Annotated in this window: 20 protein-coding genes; 11 read left to right on the top strand and 9 right to left on the bottom strand. The window is 42.4% G+C overall.

Annotated features, from left to right (window positions below):
* Positions 1-60 precede the first annotated feature (60 nt).
* The gene (locus CDG76_RS08530; protein ID WP_094348595.1) at positions 61-369 is read right to left on the bottom strand and encodes an NIL domain-containing protein; all 309 of its coding nucleotides are present in this window, start codon (positions 367-369) and stop codon (positions 61-63) included.
* 402 nt (positions 370-771) lie between these two features.
* Here CDG76_RS08530 and CDG76_RS08525 point away from each other — a divergent pair, with 402 nt between their 5' ends.
* From CDG76_RS08525 to CDG76_RS08515, 3 genes are all read left to right on the top strand, one after another.
* Complete coding sequence (locus tag CDG76_RS08525; protein ID WP_094348594.1) at positions 772-2,520, top strand: serine/threonine protein kinase; 1,749 nt, start codon at positions 772-774, stop codon at positions 2,518-2,520.
* Positions 2,517-3,281, top strand: a complete 765-nt coding sequence (locus tag CDG76_RS08520; RefSeq protein WP_094348593.1) for a hypothetical protein — start codon at positions 2,517-2,519, stop codon at positions 3,279-3,281. Before CDG76_RS08525 ends, CDG76_RS08520 begins: the two co-directional genes overlap by 4 nt.
* Positions 3,282-3,395: 114 nt before the next feature.
* A complete protein-coding gene (locus CDG76_RS08515; RefSeq protein ID WP_094348592.1) occupies positions 3,396-4,181 on the top strand; it encodes an Rpn family recombination-promoting nuclease/putative transposase in 786 nt (261 codons plus the stop codon).
* A gap of 135 nt (positions 4,182-4,316) precedes the next feature.
* On the opposite strand, the gene asnS is transcribed toward CDG76_RS08515, so the two are convergent.
* Entirely contained in the window at positions 4,317-5,708 is a 1,392-nt protein-coding gene (gene asnS / locus CDG76_RS08510; protein WP_094348591.1) for an asparagine--tRNA ligase, read from the bottom strand.
* A 2-nt stretch (positions 5,709-5,710) separates the two neighbouring features.
* Complete coding sequence (locus CDG76_RS08505; protein WP_094348590.1) at positions 5,711-6,073, bottom strand: hypothetical protein; 363 nt, start codon at positions 6,071-6,073, stop codon at positions 5,711-5,713.
* 129 nt (positions 6,074-6,202) lie between these two features.
* On the opposite strand from CDG76_RS08505, the gene CDG76_RS08500 reads away from it, so the two are divergent.
* Entirely contained in the window at positions 6,203-6,481 is a 279-nt protein-coding gene (locus CDG76_RS08500; protein WP_094328229.1) for a DUF6439 family protein, read from the top strand.
* A gap of 57 nt (positions 6,482-6,538) precedes the next feature.
* On the opposite strand, the gene CDG76_RS08495 is transcribed toward CDG76_RS08500, so the two are convergent.
* Both CDG76_RS08495 and rlmD read right to left on the bottom strand, forming a co-directional pair.
* Complete coding sequence (locus CDG76_RS08495) at positions 6,539-6,988, bottom strand: ATP-binding protein (protein ID WP_094348589.1); 450 nt, start codon at positions 6,986-6,988, stop codon at positions 6,539-6,541.
* A gap of 391 nt (positions 6,989-7,379) precedes the next feature.
* On the bottom strand, positions 7,380-8,786 hold the full coding sequence (rlmD, locus tag CDG76_RS08490) for a 23S rRNA (uracil(1939)-C(5))-methyltransferase RlmD (RefSeq protein ID WP_094348588.1): 1,407 nt from the start codon (positions 8,784-8,786) through the stop codon (positions 7,380-7,382).
* A gap of 209 nt (positions 8,787-8,995) precedes the next feature.
* Between rlmD and CDG76_RS08485 the strand changes: the two genes are divergently transcribed.
* The 5 genes from CDG76_RS08485 (at position 8,996) to purF (ending at position 15,556) form a co-directional block, all read left to right on the top strand.
* Entirely contained in the window at positions 8,996-9,481 is a 486-nt protein-coding gene (locus CDG76_RS08485) for an allophycocyanin subunit alpha-B (protein ID WP_094348587.1), read from the top strand.
* 1,042 nt (positions 9,482-10,523) lie between these two features.
* Complete coding sequence (locus CDG76_RS08480; RefSeq protein ID WP_094348586.1) at positions 10,524-10,838, top strand: hypothetical protein; 315 nt, start codon at positions 10,524-10,526, stop codon at positions 10,836-10,838.
* The gene (locus CDG76_RS08475; RefSeq protein ID WP_094348585.1) at positions 10,825-11,217 is read left to right on the top strand and encodes a type II toxin-antitoxin system death-on-curing family toxin; all 393 of its coding nucleotides are present in this window, start codon (positions 10,825-10,827) and stop codon (positions 11,215-11,217) included. Before CDG76_RS08480 ends, CDG76_RS08475 begins: the two co-directional genes overlap by 14 nt.
* A gap of 43 nt (positions 11,218-11,260) precedes the next feature.
* Entirely contained in the window at positions 11,261-13,723 is a 2,463-nt protein-coding gene (gene purL / locus CDG76_RS08470; RefSeq protein WP_094348584.1) for a phosphoribosylformylglycinamidine synthase subunit PurL, read from the top strand.
* Between the two features lie 333 nt (positions 13,724-14,056).
* A complete protein-coding gene (gene purF / locus CDG76_RS08465; protein WP_094348583.1) occupies positions 14,057-15,556 on the top strand; it encodes an amidophosphoribosyltransferase in 1,500 nt (499 codons plus the stop codon).
* Positions 15,557-15,673: 117 nt separating this feature from the next.
* Here the strand turns inward: purF and lysS are convergent, their stop codons facing one another.
* Positions 15,674-17,197: a lysine--tRNA ligase gene (gene lysS, locus CDG76_RS08460; RefSeq protein WP_094348582.1), complete on the bottom strand. Its 1,524-nt coding sequence runs from the start codon at positions 17,195-17,197 to the stop codon at positions 15,674-15,676.
* Positions 17,198-17,221: 24 nt separating this feature from the next.
* On the bottom strand, positions 17,222-17,665 hold the full coding sequence (locus CDG76_RS37165) for a hypothetical protein (protein ID WP_190240794.1): 444 nt from the start codon (positions 17,663-17,665) through the stop codon (positions 17,222-17,224).
* Between the two features lie 44 nt (positions 17,666-17,709).
* Between CDG76_RS37165 and CDG76_RS08450 the strand changes: the two genes are divergently transcribed.
* Entirely contained in the window at positions 17,710-17,943 is a 234-nt protein-coding gene (locus tag CDG76_RS08450; RefSeq protein ID WP_094348581.1) for an EF-hand domain-containing protein, read from the top strand.
* A 181-nt stretch (positions 17,944-18,124) separates the two neighbouring features.
* Positions 18,125-18,364, top strand: a complete 240-nt coding sequence (locus CDG76_RS08445) for a Uma2 family endonuclease (protein ID WP_223265179.1) — start codon at positions 18,125-18,127, stop codon at positions 18,362-18,364.
* A gap of 18 nt (positions 18,365-18,382) precedes the next feature.
* On the opposite strand, the gene CDG76_RS08440 is transcribed toward CDG76_RS08445, so the two are convergent.
* Both CDG76_RS08440 and CDG76_RS08435 read right to left on the bottom strand, forming a co-directional pair.
* Positions 18,383-18,808: a hypothetical protein gene (locus CDG76_RS08440; protein WP_094348580.1), complete on the bottom strand. Its 426-nt coding sequence runs from the start codon at positions 18,806-18,808 to the stop codon at positions 18,383-18,385.
* A gap of 76 nt (positions 18,809-18,884) precedes the next feature.
* Positions 18,885-20,006 carry a geranylgeranyl reductase family protein gene (locus tag CDG76_RS08435; RefSeq protein ID WP_094348579.1) on the bottom strand — a complete coding sequence of 374 codons (1,122 nt, stop codon included), beginning with the start codon at positions 20,004-20,006 and terminating at the stop codon, positions 18,885-18,887.
* Positions 20,007-20,033 lie beyond the last annotated feature (27 nt).

Genomic DNA, 20,033 nt, shown 5'->3' with positions numbered 1-20,033 from the left:
AAGTTAGGAGTTACGAATTATGAATTTTTTAACTTCTAACTCCTAACTCCTAACTAAGATTTACCACCCATCTTCTTCAGGGCTGGATTGGTGCAAAACTTCTAAATCCAGTTCATCCAGGTAAGTTAGGGCGCTTTCAATCTGAGAAACAGTACCTCGCAGTTCCAGATCGAAGCAGCTATATTGTGGCACGTTTGCGCTTACCTGAGCATCAGCAATAATGACTATGACCCCATAGTGAGAAACCAGTCGTGAAATGACTGGTTCCTCATGTAAGTCTTTAGGAATGCGAACTTGGATACGAGTTTGGGTGCGTCTATTATCTAAAATATCAGTATTAGATTTTACTTCTTTATTTGGAATTACCATTCTAGCTTCCTACTCGACTTCTGGGATGGGGGGTTTCGCTTTGCACAATTCTTTTAACACTAGCGTCACTTATCCCACGCAGGCAAGCAAGAAAGTATTTGCCTTTGCAAACCATTAATCTAGATGTAGTAAATGTGAAGAATTGCTCATAATTCGGTAGTTATGAGGTTAATTGTTATCCTATAGTGATTTTCAAGCAGATTTAATATAGCCAATCTCTAGGGTTACAACAATTGTTGTAACCCTAATTTATTGTGTATGAAATTTAATACTGAAGTTAGAACTGCTATATATGTTACTTGGTCAAAGTTTTAGGGAACTCTATTAATAGAACCTTATAGGTTTAACCCTCTGTTTAGATATCAAGAAAAATCGATTCTTTAGGATATTTACTTCTGTGTAATGACCTATTGTATAAATCCCCATTGTCCAAAACCTGTTGACCCAGTTAATGCAAACAACCTTATTTGCCGTAACTGTGGGTCAGAAATACTGTTGCAAGGTTGCTATCGGGTAATCAAACAACTAGGACAAGGTGGCTTTGGTAACACTTTTGAAGTTGACGAGCGTGGGAAAACTAAAGTTTTAAAAGTGCTGACTGATAATAACCCAAAAGCCATTGAACTGTTTCAGCAGGAAGCAAGGGTTTTGAGTCAGCTAAACAGTGCGGGTATTCCCAAGGTAGAACCAGATGGTTATTTTACTGTTTTACCTAAAAATAGCTCTCTACCATTGCACTGTTTAGCAATGGAGAAAATTGAAGGCGTAAATTTAGAGCAGTGGATGGAATTTCGTAATTATCAACGTATTTCTGAAACTCAAGCTCTCAATTGGCTTAAACAACTTGTAGAAATTCTCGCTTTAGTACACGCTCATCAATATTTTCATCGTGATATTAAGCCTCAGAATATCATGCTGCGACCAAGTGGCCAGCTTGTCTTAATTGATTTTGGTGCAGTTCGACAAGTCACGACAACCATTTTGGCGGGAAATTCCCATACCAGAATTATTTCACAAGGCTATTCACCGCCAGAGCAACAAAACGGTTATTCGGTACAGCAGTCAGATTTTTTTGCATTGGGACGGACTTTTATTTTTCTGCTTACAGGTAAGGAACCCCAGGATAAAGAAATTTATGACCCTCTGACTAATGAGTTGCATTGGCGAAAATCTGCACTCAATATTTCTCCACTTTTGGCAGATTTAATCGACCATTTGATGGCTCCTACTGCAAATCAGCGTCCTCAAAATACACAAGTGATTTTGCAGAAATTGAGCGAAATTGAAAAAGCGTTACAAATGCCTAGAATACTATGGCAAAAAACGGCAATTCAATCAAGCAATGGGTTTAAATCTGTTGCGTCATCTAGTTCTGTTGCTACTGTATCAGTCGGTAGAGCTAAATCAGTCAATGCGTCTTCTAGCCAGACTCAGAAAAACCAAAAACTTTGGCAAGTTCTCATCGGTTTAGGGCTGGGATGTTTTGCTGTTGCTATTGCGGCTATTAATCAACCAAACGCCAAAAATCCGGTTTCTGTTTCTCCTGTAGAAAATGTTCCGGTAGCTATTCCTAGTCCAGTTACCCAAATTCCTGAAATCCCATTAACTGTTAAATCTCAACCTACAATAAGTCCTTTAACTTTGCCTACATCTGACAAAGTAGAAACCGAACAAGCTCAAATAGAGGAGATAGAAAAACAAAAACTTCAAGCTGCTTTAAAAACGGAGGAAGAGAGACAAGCAGCTATTAGAAAAGAAGCTGCTGTTAGAACAGCAAGAGAGCAGTTAGAAGCTGTGATAAGGGAAAAAAGAGAGATGAGGAAAAGAAGAGAGCAGTTAAATGCTGATATAAGGGCAAGGGCTTTAATAACACAAAAAAGGCAACAAGCCGATAAACAGCAACAGACAAAAATTAGCCTTGAAAAAGCTAAACAAGTTTATTTGCAAATTAAGGCTCAACCAAAAACAACTATAACAACCTCAAATAAACGGCAAGTACCGCCTAAGCAAAAAGTTACAACAGAACGGCCAAACAATGCAGTAAATACAAATAATGATGGGGCTAATATCCCTAATCCTTGGGAATCTACATATCCAATTCCTAAAACTTCTGATGAATTAGAACAAGTAATAAGAGAGGGAAATCAATGAGAAATTTCACAGTTAAAAGCTTAATAACTTTGCTAATAACTAGCTCGGCTTTGTTGTTAACACCAATGAAAAGTGATGCACAGGTAAATATGACTAGACTAGCTCAGGTGGCGAAAAGCTGCCAAGAAGATATGTTTTCTTCTAACTATTACAAGCGAATGGGATTTGATACAAATAGTATTAATCAATATCTGAGAAATTCCTATAATCAAGAGCGAGCAATCACAGATTGTATCAGTTCTCGATACCATTACTCCTTAGTAATGACTAAATATGCTTGGCTTGATTCAACAGGAGAAATACTCCCTGGATATCCTGGTTCTGTTCTTGTTGGATCTCTAGCAAATTACTTTGAGGGTATTTATCATACAACTTCTATTTTAGATTGTATTGCCAATCAAAATTTATCAAGTGAAAAATGCCCTTTAGTTGCAACTTTTATTGCTAACGGAACTGCTTTTAGAGGGGAATGGTTTTATCATTATACTGTTAACGTTTGTCCTTCTTGCGTTGTTGCCCATGATGAGTTATTAGGTTCAAAAAAAGAAATCTTTAAAGCTTTTGTTCAATGGTTTCTTACACTTGAAAAAACACAACGAAGAGAATTGATTTCTCTTTTAGGAGATGGCGATGAAGCTAGTAAATTGAGATTAGCAATAATCAGTGAATCTAAGGCAGCCGTAAAAAAATATTGGGAAGTACGCCAAGACATTCAAGAGCAGGAACAGGAGCGGCGTAGACAAGAAATACTTGGTAATTAGGTAGTGTTTAAAACAGTGATGTAGTAACATTAGGTTGGGTTTCCTTGCGTCAACCCAACACTAACAAATTTACTTTTAATAAACAATACCTGATACCCTTTCTTTAAGGCTGCCATGTATGACAATATATGTAAATTCATTGCCGAAAACTTTAAAGATGATTTAGCAACATGGTTACTAGGTTCACCGATTAAATTAACAGAACTTAGCCCGACTGAATTATCAAGCGAACCAATTCGCGCCGATTCATTAATTTTATTGCAATCTGATGATTTAGTTCTACATACCGAATTTCAAACCGATCCTGATGAAGATATTCCCTTTCGGATGTTAGATTATCGGGTTAGGGTTTATCGCCGCTTTCCTAACAAAGAAATGCGCCAAATAGTAATCTATTTGAGAAAAACAAGTTCAGAATTAGTCCATGAAAACAGTTTTAGATTAAATAACACTTACCATCAGTTTGAGGTAATACGCCTGTGGGAACAACCGACAGACAGGTTTATGAGCATTCCAGGGTTATTACCCTTTGCCGTGCTAAGTCAGACAAACGATCCTACAATGGTATTAACCCAAGTAGCCAAAGCAGTTGAAGCAATTAGCGATCGCCAACTACAAAGAAATATAGCTGCTGCCAGTGGCATTTTAGCAGGTCTGGTATTAAATAAAGATGTAATTAGCAAGATTTTAAGGAGTGAGATTATGCGCGAATCAGTCATTTATCAACAAATCCTAGAAGAAGGCGAAGCCAAAGGTGAAGCCAAAGGCAAAGCAGAAACAACAAGAAAGTTGGCTTTAAATTTGTTGCGAATTGGAATGAGTTTAGAGCAAATTGCTCAAGTTACTGAATTATCTATTGAGCAAATTCAAGTTTTACAAGAGGAAATGCAAAAATCTTAATTTTAACTAATCGCTTGATAAAATACGCAGCAATAAAAGTAAAACCCGCATTCGCGGTTTTCAAAGTTTTTATTAGTTCGACCAAACTAATTTAGTCAGTCTGTGTAGAGGCGATTTGAAATCGCCTGATTTTCTCTAAAACTCAGCACTTTGTGGTGTACGCGGAAACGGAATCACATCACGAATATTTCCCATACCCGTCATAAATTGCACTAGTCTTTCAAAGCCTAACCCAAAACCAGCGTGGGGAACAGTACCATAACGACGCAAATCAAGATACCACCATAAATCTTCTGGGTTTAACCCTTGCGCTAACACGCGGCGTTCTAATACTTCTAAACGTTCTTCGCGCTGGGAACCGCCGACAATTTCGCCAATTTTAGGTGCGAGAATATCCATTGCGCGGACGGTTTTTTCATCATCGTTCAAACGCATATAAAAAGCTTTGATTTGCGCTGGATAATCTGTAACGATCGCAGGCTTTTTAAATAGTTGTTCAGCCAAGTAACGTTCGTGTTCTGATTGTAAATCTAAACCCCAACTTACTGGATATTCAAATTTAACATCAGCTTTTTCTAAAAGTTTGATCGCTTCTGTATAAGTTAAGCGTTCAAACTGATTATTAATAATATTTTCGGCTGTTGCCAACACAGATTTATCAATGCGTTCATTAAAAAATTCCATATCTTCGGGGCAAGTTTCCAACACATATTTAAAAATGTGTTTGAGAAACGCCTCAGCTAAATCCATATCGCCTTCTAAGTCACAAAAAGCCATTTCTGGCTCAACCATCCAAAATTCTGCTAGGTGGCGGGAAGTGTTGGAATTTTCTGCACGGAAGGTAGGGCCGAAGGTGTAGACGTTACTAAACGCCATCGCCATAACTTCTGCTTCCAACTGGCCGCTAACTGTTAAATATGTGGGTTTAGCAAAAAAATCTTGGCTGTAATCTACTGCTTGGTTTTCTGTGCGGGGGATATTCTTTAAATCTAAACTGGTAACGCTAAATAGTTCACCTGCGCCTTCGCAGTCGCTAGCAGTGATGATGGGTGTGTGTACCCACAAAAAGCCTCTTTCTTGGAAAAATTGGTGAATTGCAGCCGAACAAGCATTTCTGACACGGAAAACTGCACCAAAAGAATTAGTCCGCGATCGCAAATGTCCAATGGTTCGCAGAAACTCAAAGGAATGGCGTTTCTTTTGCAGGGGATATGTATCGGGATCAGCTTCCCCGTAAACTTTTACAGACTCGGCTTTCAATTCAATTCGCTGTCCTTTACCAAGAGAAGCCACTAGTACCCCTGTCGCTTCCACAGCCGCACCCGTATTCAATTTTTTCAAGATAGCTTCGTAATCTGGCAAATCTTGATTGATGACGACTTGCAAATTAGCTAGTGATGAGCCGTCATTGACTTCAATAAAAGCAAACCCTTTGGACTCGCGCTTCGTCCGCACCCAGCCTTGAACTTGCAGGGACTCATCAGGTTGGCCACTTCGCAATATTTCTGCAATCCGTCGATTTACCATATTTACCCAGCATAAGACTTTAATATCCAGCCTATGATAACGCCCATTCCACCAAAGCGGACTACTTGCCAGAAAGGTTTTTTGAGGCTACGCCAAGAAAATAACTGGCTTTCTAAGTTTAGTTCTAGCATTTCCAACTGTCGTTGAATTTGCCTTAATTCTGCTTTGATTTCTGGTGTCTGAGATTTATTGTGCTTTAGTTGATCCCGACGCTGTTGCCATTGTGCCTGTTGTTGGCGATCGCGTTGCACTTGATCGTAACGTTCTCTTAAGGATAAGAGCGATCGCTCTACTTCCTCTAATTCTTGTTCAAAATCCGGTTCTGGAGTTTCCCCTGGCGGTTGTGATTGTTTAGACGGCTTCATGTACAAGTAGTAAACTAAAATTAAAGGCGAGTCTGCCAATAGTCAAAATTAAAACTATGAGTTTTTGACTCAGCACTCAATACAGGCTAAACGCCCCGCTATCGCTAACAGCACTCAGCACTGATAATTATGTCTCAATCTACCCAGCTGCCGAAAACCAGTCAACTGAATGAACTTAGTACTTTGGAACTAGCTCAAGCCCTGATGGAAAGACTGAGCATTTCCCCTAACGATTGGCATCGCCTCAAGTCTAACCGCAATTCCCGCGCTAATGAACAAGTGGCAGCAGCTATTGTGTATCTTTTAAAGAATCAGCCACAAGAAGCTCAAGCGAGATTAGAACAGGCAATTGGTTGGTTAGATCGCTCTATTTCTGCCCCTCCCTGTCCGACTCACGGAAAAAGTTAGAAGTTAGGAGTGATGAGTTAAAAGTTTTAAATTCTTAACTCCTAACTCCTAACTCCTCTACCGCCGCAGAGATAATCCCCGGCGATTTTCCATTTGTTTGCAAAGCCTCAATTCTGTGCCTTTGCGGTTCCACTCTACCTGATCAAAAATTTGATGTAGAAGACATAAACCACGACCATTTTCTGACTCATCTGGTGGAAGATAGTCTGTTGGTTCTTCATTACTAGTAGATGAAGGAGTAAAGCCACTACCTTGGTCTGATATTATCCACCAATATTGATTATCTATTACGGAAAAACGAACTACAACTGTTTTACTCGGATCGAGATTATTGCCATGTTTGGCTGCGTTGACTAGGGCTTCTTGAAGTCCTAGCCGCAGTTCTGCTTGTAATCTTGCTGGAATTTCTGCCAACAATAAGTCTAATATGGGACAAAGGTAGAGGGTTGAGGCAAAACTAATAGTGCCCCAATAACGTCCAACTGGACGGAGTGAAATAGTAATCACAAGAGAAACCCCATAGCTTTCAGTTAGCTAGACATCAGTTTGCTATTACAGTCACCCTGATAAAACTTGAGGTGGTCATGCTGCCTTCAAACTTGCGTCTTTAAAACTAAATTTTGAAAATGCTAGGGAGCATTGGCTCTATAACTATGAATTGGGATTGTTTAGGTATATATCGGCTGAAATAATTTTGATAATGAAGTCAGCAAATTAAGAATATGCTGTTAATTTTAGAGAGTATTGGGATACTCTAGTTAGTTGCCGATTTATAATTTACACAATCTTCTTCATGTTTTTAAGAACCCATGCAACTTGAATTTATTTAAACAAAATGAATTTTTATTTTTGGCTTAATTCAATTTTAGCATCTTTAGTATGCACTAGACTAAAATTTTCAAATTTCAGTTTTTTTGAAGGAATTACTACCCTTGTCAAAATGTGATAGCACAAGAAAGGCGGCAGTTTCAACATGAGCAGTTTGAGGAAAAAAATCAGCAGGTTGTACCCGTGTGATGGTATACTGCCCATCTTGACAAAGCAATTTCAGGTCGCGGGCGAGGGTAGCTACTTTACAGCTGACGTAAACGATCCGAGATGGTTTCAATTGCCGTAAAGTATCTATGACTGCGCGATCGCACCCCTTACGTGGCGGATCGAGTATTACTACTTCTGGTATTGTGCCCATTTTGGGAAGCAATTTCTCTACTGCCCCGACAAGGAAAGTCACATTATCAATTCCGTTGCGGTGGGCATTCAAAATTGCTTGTTCTACTGCTGCTGCTTGCACTTCTAATCCTGTAGCAATACGTACTTTTTTGGCGAGGGGTAAAGTTAAAGTCCCAATACCACAGTAGGCATCAACTAGCAACTCATGCCCTTGAAGATTGAGTTCTGATTGAATTACCTGCAATAGTGCCTCTGCTGTTTCGGTATACACTTGGAAAAATGTATCTGGGCGTACTTGAAATTCCAGTCCAGCAAAATTTTCACGCAGGTGGGGTACTCCAGCGATGCAACGGGTTTCTGATCCAAAGATAGCATTTGTGCGATCGCTATTGCGATTGAGCGACACTCCCACTAACTGCGGATAGCGCTTTAACCATTCCTGGGCTTGGGTTTCAATTCCTGATAAATTCCAGTCCTTTACTACCAAAGTCAGCAACATTTCTCCAGTGTGTCGGCCAATGCGTAAACCGAGATGGCGAATTTTTCCTTGGTGGCGCTGTTCGTCATAAATTTGCCAACCCTGTTGTTGGATATCCTGCTTAACTTCGGCAAGTAAGGGATTTAATCGCGCATCTTGGACTGGACATTGATTTAAATTAATTAATTGGTGACTACCTTTTTGGTAGTAACCAGCTTGTACCTGTCCCGTTGCCGATATGCCTAAAGGATATGTAGATTTATTACGGTAGCCCAAAGCAGAAGGGGCAGCAAGTACCGGATCTACTGGTGGTTGGATAAAACCGCCAATGCGCTCCATTGCTTGGATAACTTGATTTTGCTTGGCTACTAGCTGGTAATCATAATTAATATGCTGCCACTGGCAACCACCGCACTTGTCAGCCACAATACAACTGGGTCGGATACGGTGGGGGGATGGTTCTAATAGCTGCTGGAGCTTACCGTGGGCGTATTTGGGTTTAACATGAACTAAACGGACAATGGCGCGATCGCCTGGAACAGTATCTGGGACAAACACTACACGCTCATCAGCACGCCCCACACCATCGCCTGTATCACTCAGGTTAGCGATCGTCACTTCAATTAATGCACCCTGTTGCCAAATTATTTTAGTCATTTGTCATTGGTCGTTGGTCATTAGTCATTGGTCATTAGTCATTGGTTATTGGTCATTGGGAAAACACTTTCTTCGTTCCCAATCCCCAGTCCCCAGTCCCCACTCTCCCCAAACAGATAAATTCAATACATAAGTAACTCCGATCCCTTCACTTGTGTACCTCCAACTCGCTAAACTAACAGATAATATTTCAGGTGATTTCAATAATCATGACTGTAATTAGCCAAGTTATTCTCAAAGCCGACGACGAACTGCGTTATCCCAGCAGTGGCGAACTTAAAAATATCAAAGACTTTTTGCAAACCGGCGTACAACGGACGCGGATTGCGGCTACCTTAGCCGAAAACGAAAAGAAGATAGTTCAAGAAGCAACCAAACAACTTTGGCAGAAGCGTCCTGACTTTATCTCCCCTGGAGGTAATGCTTACGGTGAACGCCAACGCTCTCTATGTATCCGTGATTTTGGCTGGTACTTACGCCTAATTACTTATGGTGTACTTGCCGGTGACAAAGAGCCAATTGAAAAAATTGGTTTGATTGGTGTCCGGGAAATGTACAATTCATTGGGCGTTCCCGTGCCTGGAATGGTAGAAGCGATTAATTCCCTCAAAACAGCTTCCCTTAGCTTACTGAGTGCAGAAGACGCTGCTGAAGCAGCACCTTACTTTGATTACATCATTCAAGCGATGTCTTAATACAAGGTGTGTGCTGGTTCTAGAAGTTACTTCCGGTCTACTAGAGTGAGTGCAAGATATTAGCACTCGATAGGCATAAGATCCCCAATTTCATCATACCCTCCCCACATTTGGTAGTGGCTGTGGCAAAATCTCTGTCAAGTTACCAACCAGTTGTGGGGAAATTTTATGGATATGGGCATGGGGCACTTGCGTTCGGCTTCTCTACGAGACGCTACGCGTAGCTTGCTTCCCCGCAGGGGTACGCTCAGGGCAAGTGGGCATTGGGCATTTAAGTGATGACTAATGACAAATGACAAATACAAAAAACCGACAGTCCTTGATTAAGGCTGTCGGCTATTAAGTGTGTTCCCTATTAATGACTCGGCTAGAGTTCAGTTGTCATTAATTATGCCTAGTTAGCGAGATGAAGGAGACGATCCTAATCATCGATATGTGTGATTCTCGTCACTTGATTGTTACATCTAAACTGCATATACCCGAATAATCTCTGAGTGACACTAGACTCACGTAAGTAAAGGAGCTAGAAATTTCACCAACATTAAAAAATAAAGTTATCTTTAAACACTAAAGCATTTGGTGTGCTAATGATCTTCATCTTGTCTAGTTCATGGTCGGAATAATCCTGTTGAGTGCATTCTGGGGTTTTACTACCCCTCCATCCAAGAAACAAGTTTGCTTGTAATAAAGGCTGCACAGGCATCTACTGCCAATATTTACCAAGATGAAAATACAGGTATTTAGTTAAAGTTTAATTGAAGAGCGATCGCGCTTTAATCTACAGGAAAGTAAAAGTGCGTAGCTTGCCGCCGTAGGCATCGTGTTTTGCAACATAAATTAATTAGCATCCTAAAATACTTTTAACGCCATTAACCAATTCAGCTACTAATTGAAATGATGCGGTGGTTGCAGCAATTGTATTAAGCATTGCTCCTTACGTATTTTTGCAGTTGCCTTAATTGAGTAAATCACAATAGCGCGATAAGCTAGAGTTAGCAGCAGAAGTGATTCACAACTGGTAAAAAACCTAGCTTGGGTAACGATGGCAACAGAACAAAAGCACAGCAATTATTTATCAGAAGCCGAAAGCCGTTTGCGTCAACTTTCTCCTGAGAAGTTGCGAGTAGCAGTTGCAATTATTGCTTATCTACAAAAAATAGAAGAAAGTGAAGCTACTGAAAAAATATTATTAAATATTCCTGATTTTGCCGAATATTTCCGTGAAATTGAACAAAATGAAGACAAATTAGAAAATACGGCCTCAAATCAGATTGCCTCAGATGAAGAGGTATGGCAGGCTTATTTAACTTCTAAACAGAAATGGCAGGAGGTTTATCGTCGCCTTGCAGACTCCTAGATTTATTTCTATTTCTCAAGTCCTAGACATTCACCAAGATGAGATAAACAGCTTTGGTGGAACATCAGGTGTAAGAGACAAAGGTTTGCTAGATTCAGCACTGGCACAACCTCAAGCTACTTTTGGCGGTAAACTTCTCCATCCAACAATTCACCAGCAAGCAGCAGCGTACCTCTACCATTTAACAATGAACCATCCGTTTATTGATGGCAACAAGCGCACTGCATTTGCGGTTATGGATACCTTCATAACCTTAAATGGCTACACTCTCAATTTATCTCAAGAGCAAGCTTACAACTTGGTGATTCAAGTAGTTCAGAAAGAAATATCCAAAGAAGAATTATCTGCATTTCTGGAACTGTACTTACAGGGCAAGTAAATCGATAGAATAATGCTCTGTCCCCCCAGAGTGCATTACTTCCATGACTGCAACCTCAAAACCAGCCTTTTCCCCCCAAGAAATTGCGGCTGTTGGTCTTAAACCAGAAGAATACGCAGAAATTGTCCATCGGCTAGGCCGTCATCCCAACAAAGCTGAACTGGGAATGTTTGGCGTGATGTGGTCAGAGCATTGTTGTTACAAAAATTCTCGACCTCTACTCAAACAATTTCCCACCGAGGGCCCCCGCATCCTGGTGGGGCCTGGTGAAAATGCTGGTGTTGTAGACTTGGGTGATGGACTCCAACTAGCTTTTAAGATTGAATCTCACAACCATCCCTCAGCAGTCGAACCCTTTCAAGGAGCTGCGACGGGAGTCGGAGGTATTCTCAGAGATATTTTTACAATGGGTGCGCGTCCCATTGCCCTATTAAACTCGTTACGCTTTGGTTCCTTAGAAGATCCCAAAACCCAACGGCTATTCACTGGTGTGGTGGCAGGAATCTCTCATTATGGTAACTGTGTGGGAGTACCCACCGTTGGCGGCGAAGTTTACTTTGACTCTGCTTACTCTGGTAATCCTCTGGTGAACGTTATGGCACTGGGGTTGATGGAAACCTCAGAAATCGTCAAATCTGGAGCATCTGGCTTAGGCAACCCCGTGCTGTATGTTGGTTCCACCACTGGGCGCGACGGCATGGGAGGCGCGAGTTTTGCTAGTGCAGAATTGAGCGAGCAATCCATAGACGATCGCCCTGCTGTGCAAGTGGGCGATCCCTTTTTGGAAAAGTCGTTGATTGAAGCTTGTCTGGAGGCATTTAAGACGGGTGCAGTTGTCGCCGCCCAAGATATGGGAGCAGCCGGGATCACCTGTTCTACCTCAGAAATGGCAGCAAAAGGCGGTGTGGGAATTGAACTAGATTTAGATAAGATTCCCGTCAGAGAAATGGGGATGGTTCCTTATGAATATCTGCTTTCGGAATCACAAGAACGAATGCTGTTTGTTGCACACAAGGGACGTGAGCAAGAATTAATTGATATTTTCCATCGGTGGGGACTTCAAGCCGTTGTCGCAGGGACAGTCATCGCTGAACCTATTGTGCGGATTCTCTTTCAGGGTGAAGTAGCAGCAGAAATTCCCGCTGAGGCTTTGGCGGAGAATACCCCACTGTATAACCGGGAGTTATTGGCAGAAGCACCAGAATATGCGCGTAAAGCTTGGGAATGGACTCCTGATTCCCTACCTCCTTCCACAACTGCTGGAATAGAACTTCAAGGAGGACTGCAAAGTTGGAATGATATTCTCTTAACTTTGCTCGATACACCCACGATCGCTTCTAAAAATTGGGTATATCGTCAGTATGACCATCAAGTACAAAATAATACAGTAACACTGCCAGGTGGTGCAGATGCCGCTGTTATCCGTTTACGCCCCCTGAAAGAGGACAAGGGGACAAGGGGACAAGGAGGACAAGGAGGACAAGGAGGACAAGGAGGACAAGGAGGACAAGGAGGACAAGGAGGACAAGGAGACAAAGAAACCCTCAATGCCCAACGCGGTGTTGCGGCAACGGTAGATTGCAATCCTCGTTATGTTTATCTTGACCCCTACGAAGGAGCTAAGGCAGTGGTGGCAGAAGCAGCCCGAAATCTTAGCTGTGTGGGTGCTGAACCTCTGGCGGTGACAGATAATCTGAATTTTGGCTCTCCAGAAAAACCCATTGGTTACTGGCAATTGGCAGAAGCTTGTCGCGGTTTGGCAGAAGGTTGCCGAGAATTGGCGACACCAGTTACGGGCGGAAACGTCTCTTTATACAACGAAACTCTTGATTCTCAAGGCATCCCACAACCCATTTATCCCACTCCTGTTGTCGGTATGGTGGGCTTAATTCCTGATATAACCAAAATTTGTGGTCAAGGTTGGCAAGCATCCGGCGATGTGATTTATCTTCTCGGATTGCCTTTGGCATCTAAACTCAGTTTGGGAGCATCTGAATATTTAGCCACTATCCACGGAACTGTTGCCGGAAAACCGCCACGGGTAGATTTTGACTTGGAACGCCGCGTCCAGAAAGTTTGTCGTGAAGGAATTCGTAATGGTTGGGTACGTTCAGCCCACGATTCTGCTGAGGGAGGAGTGGCGATCGCCATAGCCGAATGTTGTCTTGCTGGCAATCTTGGTGCCGAAATCAATTTAGAAATAGCACCAACACAGTTAAACCGCTTGGATGAGGTGCTATTTGCCGAAGGTGGTGCCAGAATTTTAGTTTCTGTAGCATCAGCACAGCAAGGAATTTGGGAATCATATTTACAGGAACATTTAGGCCAAGAGTGGCAAAAATTGGGTACGGTTGGAAATTTTGAGACGGGTTTGGGGGTTTTCACCACTGATAACCAAACCTTAATCAAAGTTAGTATCGAAGATATGAGCGATCGCTACTTCCATGCGATCGCTAAACGTCTCGCCATCCATACTACTACTACCCCTGAAGAAGTTAGGAGTTAGGAATAAAAAGCATAACTCCTAATTCCTCACTCTTTTATTAACGTCTCTGAGCAAAATTACGGTACTGTTTTAATGGATGGTTAAAGATTTGTTAAGAAATCCTCAACCATTTATATAATCCCAGTAACTTGACTACCGATTTTAGATTTTGAATTTGAGATTTTAGACTAGCGGCGTTGCTTCTAGTTCATATCTTGCTCTTACTGGGCACAAAAATCTAAAATAGCCGTTCTCAAATCCCAAGCCGCATCCTTACTACGGTGCGATCAATCCAAAATCGTCAATCTAAAATCCAAAATTGATTGACTCCCCCCCACCAGGAGCAAAGCTAGCATGATTTCTATTCATTCTGTCACTTCGGATGAATACCCCGACCCAACCAACAACCCAATCAATAGTCATGAAAATCAGCCTGACAAGCCCGAAGAAGCTTGTGGTGTTTTTGGCATCTACGCCCCAGGAGAAAACGTTGCTAAACTGACCTACTTTGGATTGTATGCCCTCCAGCATCGGGGTCAAGAATCAGCTGGTATTGCCACCTTTGAGGGTACACAAGTACATCTCCACAAGGATATGGGCTTGGTGTCTCAAGTTTTCAATGAATCTGTCTTGGATCAATTGCCCGGTAGTCTTGCTGTTGGTCACACTCGTTATTCCACCACAGGTTCTAGCCGCAAAGTTAATGCTCAACCCGCAGTACTAGAAACCCGTTTAGGTTCATTAGCACTTGCACACAATGGTAATTTAGTCAATACTGTGCAACTACGTCAAGAGTTGCTTGAAAATAAATGTAACTTAGTCACAACAACAGACTCAGAAATGATCGCTTTTGCGATCGCAGAAGCCATAGATACGGGCGCTGATTGGCTAGAAGGTGCAATTAAGGCATTTCACCGTTGCCAAGGAGCCTTTAGTTTAGTTATTGGCACTCCCGTCGGCGTTATGGGTGTCCGTGACCCTAATGGAATCCGCCCCTTAGTAATCGGCACTTTGGCTGGTAATCCAGTCCGTTACGTTTTGGCTTCTGAGACTTGTGGTTTAGACATTATTGGAGCCGAATATCTGCGAGACGTAGAACCAGGTGAATTAGTTTGGATTACTGAAGAAGGTTTAGCTTCTTATCATTGGAGTCAAAAATCTGAGCGGAAATTGTGTATCTTCGAGATGATTTACTTTGCCCGCCCTGATAGCGTCATGCACAACGAGAGTTTGTACAGCTATCGAATGCGGTTAGGACACCAGCTAGCTAAAGAATCTTTTGTAGATGCCGATATTGTCTTTGGTGTTCCTGATTCTGGTATACCTGCTGCGATCGGATTTTCCCAAGCGTCTGGTGTCGCTTACGGCGAAGGACTGATTAAAAATCGCTATGTTGGGCGAACCTTCATTCAACCAACCCAAACCATGCGGGAATCGGGTTTGCGGATGAAACTCAACCCCCTCAAAGATGTGCTAGTAGGTAAACGAGTAATTATTGTAGACGACTCGATTGTACGGGGTACTACCAGCCGTAAACTAGTCAAAACCTTACGTGATGCAGGTGCAGTAGAGGTACATATGCGAATTTCGTCTCCACCTGTAACTCATCCCTGCTTCTATGGTATCGATACCGATTCTCAGGATCAGCTGATTGCTGCTACCAAGTCAGTAGCGGAAATTGCCAAGCAACTGGAAGTAGACAGTCTCGCCTATCTGAGTTGGGAGGGAATGCTAGAAGCGACACGGGAGGACACCAATAGTTTCTGTTCTGCCTGCTTTACTGGAGATTATCCCGTGACGATTCCTGAGCAAGTGAAGCGTTCTAAGCTGATCTTAGAAAAAGTAGTGATGTAGGGGCTTCAAACAAAAGAACCCCACCCCGCCCTACGCTTTGTCTCCCTGCCCCTAATCCCCAGAGGGGGCCCCACCCTCCCCGCTTGCGGGGAGGGGATTAAGGAATGGGGTGAAAGATTAGGATTCTTCTGGGGATGATTCTGATTTTTCTGGCTTGAGTAAGGGGAAAGCGATCGCATCCCGAATACTGGCACAATCAGTTAATAACATCACCAATCGATCAATCCCAATCCCTAAACCACCAGTAGGCGGCATCCCATATTCCAAAGCGGTGAGAAAGTCTTCATCTACACCTTGGGCTTCTAAGTCACCGGCAGCTTTCCGTGCCGCTTGTGCTTCAAGACGTTCTCTTTGATCGATAGGATCGGTAAGTTCTGAGAAGCTATTCCCAGTTTCTCGCCCGACTATAAATAACTCAAATCTTTCCACCAAACCAGGTTGAGAACGGTGAGGTTTTGCTAGGGGCGAAATTTCTACAGGGTAATCAATTACAAAGGTAGGTTGAATTAAATTGGCTTCTACCTTCTCTTCAAAGGCTAAATTTAATAACTTACCAATTGATTGGGCTTCATCTATACCAGGAATAGCAGCATTTTTACTTGCTGTTTTTGCTTCTTCCAAACTCTGGAACGAATTAAAATCCAAGCCCGTAAATTCTTTAACTAAATCGTGCATTGTTACCCGCCGCCAAGGTGGTGTTAAATTTATAGGTTCCCCTTGGTAGGTAATTTCCAATGTGCCGAGTACCTCTTGGGCGACAGTGGTAATAATTCCTTCTGTCAGCGCCATCATATCGTTGTAGTCGGCGTAGGCTTGGTAAACTTCAATCGTCGTAAATTCAGGATTGTGTCGAGTCGAAATTCCCTCATTGCGGAAAACTCGCCCCAATTCAAACACCTTTTCAAAACCACCCACAATCAACCGCTTGAGATGGAGTTCTGTGGCAATTCGCAGATACAACTCCATTTCTAAAGTGTTGTGATAGGTGATAAATGGACGTGCATCTGCACCCCCAGTCTCACTTTGCAAAACTGGTGTTTCAATTTCCAGAAAATCCCGCTGTTCTAAATAACGGCGAATACCAGCAGTAATTTGAGCGCGACGGCGGAAAGTTTGCCGCACTTCCGGGTTAACAATCAAGTCAACGTAGCGCTGACGGTAGCGCTTGGCAACATCCGTTAATCCATGCCACTTGTCGGGTAGGGGCAGCAGAGATTTAGTGAGGATAGTATATTGTTTAACGTAGACAGATAACTCGCCCTTTTCAGTCCGTTTAATAGTACCTTTGGCTCCTAATATGTCACCTGCATCTGTAAGTTGCTTCAGGTGATTGAAGGCATCGGCATCAATATCTGCCATACCTTCTTGGATACGATTTTTATCTAGATAAAGCTGAATTGTACCGGTTTCATCTTGCAAGGTGAAGAAAGCCAATTTACCGAAAACGCGACGCGCCATAATGCGTCCGGCTATGGCAACTTCCAAATCAACTTCTTCACCACTAGATAAATCGGCAAACTGTTCTTGCAACAGCGCTGCGTGATGGGTAGATTCCCAACGATAGGCATAGGGATTAGTCCCTAGCTGCTTGAGCTGTTGTACTTTCTCCAGCCTCGCGGCTCGGATATCTTCTTCCGACATGGTAACGAACTAAATAGGGCAAGATTAATTATAGATGCTGCCAAAGTTGAGAGTAAGAGATAATCGCCTAAAAGTGATGTGCGTTAGACGTAGCCCGCCACAGGTATCGCTAAAGGAAATACAATGACACAAACTAGAGTGCGCCTGTGGACTGTAAACGAATATCACCTGATGCTGAAGACGGGTATTATTGCACCGGATGAACGGGTGGAACTGATTTAAGGGCAAGTTATCCCGATGAGCGCCAACGACTTTGTGCATCTGACTATCTGAAGCGTTGGCGCAGCCCGCCGCAGGCATCGCTAGTAGAAGTTGCCTTAGTTCGGGTGCAAAATCCCATTCAGTTGAGCCAATACTCCGAACCTGAGCCAGATATCGCTGTTGTCCGCATCGATTAGCGAAAGTATATCGATCGCCATCCCGCACCCAATAAAATCTTTTTATTAACTGTTCTTGCGTATTTGTCAAGATTTTGAGATATTAAATTGAAAAATCAATTCGGATAGAAACTTATGACAACCGAGCAAGAGCTTCAATCTCTTTTTAATAGCTTAGATGGCGATCGAGACGGCAAAATCTCCATTAATGATCTTTTTCTAAGTCCTGGCTTAAGTGCAATCATCTCATCAGAAACAAATACCACTAGTCCCCAGGAGTTACTAGTACAGTATGATTCAGACAAAGACGGTAGTATTACCTTTGAAGAGTTAAAGGAAGCAGTTGAGAAAGCAAATAATTTAAACTAGCAGTCAAAAAATCAACGCCACACTCACCCCAAAATCTCTCTCTAGCCCACACAAAATCCCTCTCTAGGCAACTATTGAGGGATTTGCCTTTATTGGCCCCTTAGTGACACTTTGCTATCCGATATGATAGCTAGTAATAACCTACCATCGACTCTGTAGCCACCTCTCAGAGGGTTTTCGATTGGTTAATGGTTTTGACTATTCAACACTAGAGACAGATCGCAAACAAAAAGTGCCTCTTTATGCTATGGCAGGGATTGCTGACTACTGGATTTTGGATGTGAATCAGCGTCAGGTTTATGTTTTCTGCGAACCGGGTTTGGAAGGTTACAATCTTGAATTTATTGTGCAGGAGGATGCAACGTTATCCTTGATTCCCTTTCCAGAAATTGAAGTCCAGATTAGTCAAATGTTTCCATAAGTTCTACAAATCAAACTTTTATTTCTCTCCTCTTGTCAGTAAATGCCTAGATGAAATAGCCTTCATTTTCAAGTTAGTAAATTGCACGATCGCCTTTACAAAATCTTGCTGTTCTGGTTGCAAATTTAGTTTTTCTAGGGCTTGCTTGATATTATTACCAGCCCGAAGATGATGATTAAGTTGGGCACGCTGGGCTGAGTTTAACACTGTCTCAATTTCCCTGTTTCTTCTCTGACGCACAGCCTGAAGTTCTTGGCGTTGTAAGGGAGTCAGGTTAATCTCCGACGAGGTGGAGTAGCTTGCAGTTTTGGTAGTTTGGGCGAAAATAACACCAGAAGTAGTATTGATTTGAAGGGGTGCAGCTAAGGCAATTCCCGGTATGAACAGGACAAGAGCAAGAATATTAGCGAACACAGATAGCCGTTTTGTCAAGTAAATTGCCATATTGAGAAATGCCTATTACACTGTGGTGGAAGTTTCCCCACCTTTAACAAGTTGCTCAAGCAACTTGTTTGGTTAATTAACCTCCAAAACCAGGAATTAAACGCTTGAGGGCGCGACCGGCAACATCGCCATAGCGAAGTTCTCCACACAGAATCTTACCCATGATTTTCGCACCGGAGGGACGCTTAACACCAACTTTGTAGCCAATGCCAGGAAAACGATAGAATGCTCCACCTAATTTTTGCGCCCAAGCCATCTCAGTACCCCATTCTTCATTAATCGTTTCGCTATATTTTTCTAAAGCGTTAGTATCACCCGAAAGAGCCTCATTAATGGCTCCTGCTGCAATCAAACCGCTAAAAATTGACGGACGAATGCCTTCTGCTGTCATCGGATCGACTACACAAGCAGCTTCCCCAGCTAAAACCGCATTTTGGGTATGTAACTTTTGGTTGCCATCCCACAAGCAAAGGGGATAACCATACTGCTTACCAGTTTTGATATCTACATTAAACGATCGCGCGTACTCATCTAAAATTTTCTTAAAGTCCTGGGGTTGACCACCAATAAACGTACCAACACCAATGGAATAACCGTCTGCCTTCGGGAAGTTCCAAATGTAGCCATTTTTTACTAAGCCAAACTCGAAGTGAATTGTAGATTTGTCCTTGACAGTTGCGGGAATTTCTGCTTCCAAAGCTGCTGCTAAACGCCGTTTACGGTCTTTGAAGCCGAGCCATTTTGCCATTGGCCCTTTAGCACCATCAGCCGCAATTAAGTAGCGACTTGTAACTGGGCCATTAGTTGTGTTAACTTGCCAATAGTCGCTTTTAAATTCAATACCCGTTACTTCCGTATTATCTCGTAGTTCAGCCCCTTGCTTCTGTCCTTGCTGCACTAAGAAATGGTCAAAAATATCTCGTCGCACCATCCAGACTGGTTCTTTGGTGGCTATTTTTGCCTCCACAGGGTCGCCCAAATTCCAGGTAAAGCGAAGGGAGTCGGCTTTTACAGAAATTACTGGGCTAAAATCAAAGTCAAACCATTGAGCGATTGCTGGAGATACACCACCACCACAAGGTTTATATCTTGGCAGGGATTCTTTTTCTAACACTAATACTGAGCGACCTTGTTTGGCTAAATGATATGCGGCTGTTCCACCAGCTGGGCCAGCGCCGACAATGATACAGTCGTACATAAGGCTGAATTTTTGCTCCAGAATTAG

Source organism: Nostoc sp. 'Peltigera membranacea cyanobiont' 210A (assembly GCF_002246015.1).
Classification (GTDB): Bacteria; Cyanobacteriota; Cyanobacteriia; order Cyanobacteriales; family Nostocaceae; genus Nostoc.
The sequence above is the reverse complement of the archived record's forward strand: the minus strand, read 5'-3'. Positions and strand labels throughout refer to the sequence as shown.

Bases quoted from the DNA above. Each gene is read 5' to 3' on its own strand.
- rlmD (WP_094348588.1), bottom strand. From the start codon at position 8,786: ATGACTAAAATAATTTGGCAACAGGGTGCATTAATTGAAGTGACGATC.
- purF (WP_094348583.1), top strand. From the start codon at position 14,057: ATGATTTCTATTCATTCTGTCACTTCGGATGAATACCCCGACCCAACC.
- purL (WP_094348584.1), top strand. From the start codon at position 11,261: ATGACTGCAACCTCAAAACCAGCCTTTTCCCCCCAAGAAATTGCGGCT.
- CDG76_RS08505 (WP_094348590.1), bottom strand. From the start codon at position 6,073: ATGAAGCCGTCTAAACAATCACAACCGCCAGGGGAAACTCCAGAACCG.
- asnS (WP_094348591.1), bottom strand. From the start codon at position 5,708: ATGGTAAATCGACGGATTGCAGAAATATTGCGAAGTGGCCAACCTGAT.
- lysS (WP_094348582.1), bottom strand. From the start codon at position 17,197: ATGTCGGAAGAAGATATCCGAGCCGCGAGGCTGGAGAAAGTACAACAG.
- CDG76_RS08520 (WP_094348593.1), top strand. From the start codon at position 2,517: ATGAGAAATTTCACAGTTAAAAGCTTAATAACTTTGCTAATAACTAGC.
- CDG76_RS08480 (WP_094348586.1), top strand. From the start codon at position 10,524: ATGGCAACAGAACAAAAGCACAGCAATTATTTATCAGAAGCCGAAAGC.
- CDG76_RS08440 (WP_094348580.1), bottom strand. From the start codon at position 18,808: ATGGCAATTTACTTGACAAAACGGCTATCTGTGTTCGCTAATATTCTT.
- CDG76_RS08435 (WP_094348579.1), bottom strand. From the start codon at position 20,006: ATGTACGACTGTATCATTGTCGGCGCTGGCCCAGCTGGTGGAACAGCC.
- CDG76_RS08530 (WP_094348595.1), bottom strand. From the start codon at position 369: ATGGTAATTCCAAATAAAGAAGTAAAATCTAATACTGATATTTTAGAT.
- CDG76_RS08525 (WP_094348594.1), top strand. From the start codon at position 772: ATGACCTATTGTATAAATCCCCATTGTCCAAAACCTGTTGACCCAGTT.
- CDG76_RS08500 (WP_094328229.1), top strand. From the start codon at position 6,203: ATGTCTCAATCTACCCAGCTGCCGAAAACCAGTCAACTGAATGAACTT.
- CDG76_RS08450 (WP_094348581.1), top strand. From the start codon at position 17,710: ATGACAACCGAGCAAGAGCTTCAATCTCTTTTTAATAGCTTAGATGGC.
- CDG76_RS08515 (WP_094348592.1), top strand. From the start codon at position 3,396: ATGTATGACAATATATGTAAATTCATTGCCGAAAACTTTAAAGATGAT.
- CDG76_RS08485 (WP_094348587.1), top strand. From the start codon at position 8,996: ATGACTGTAATTAGCCAAGTTATTCTCAAAGCCGACGACGAACTGCGT.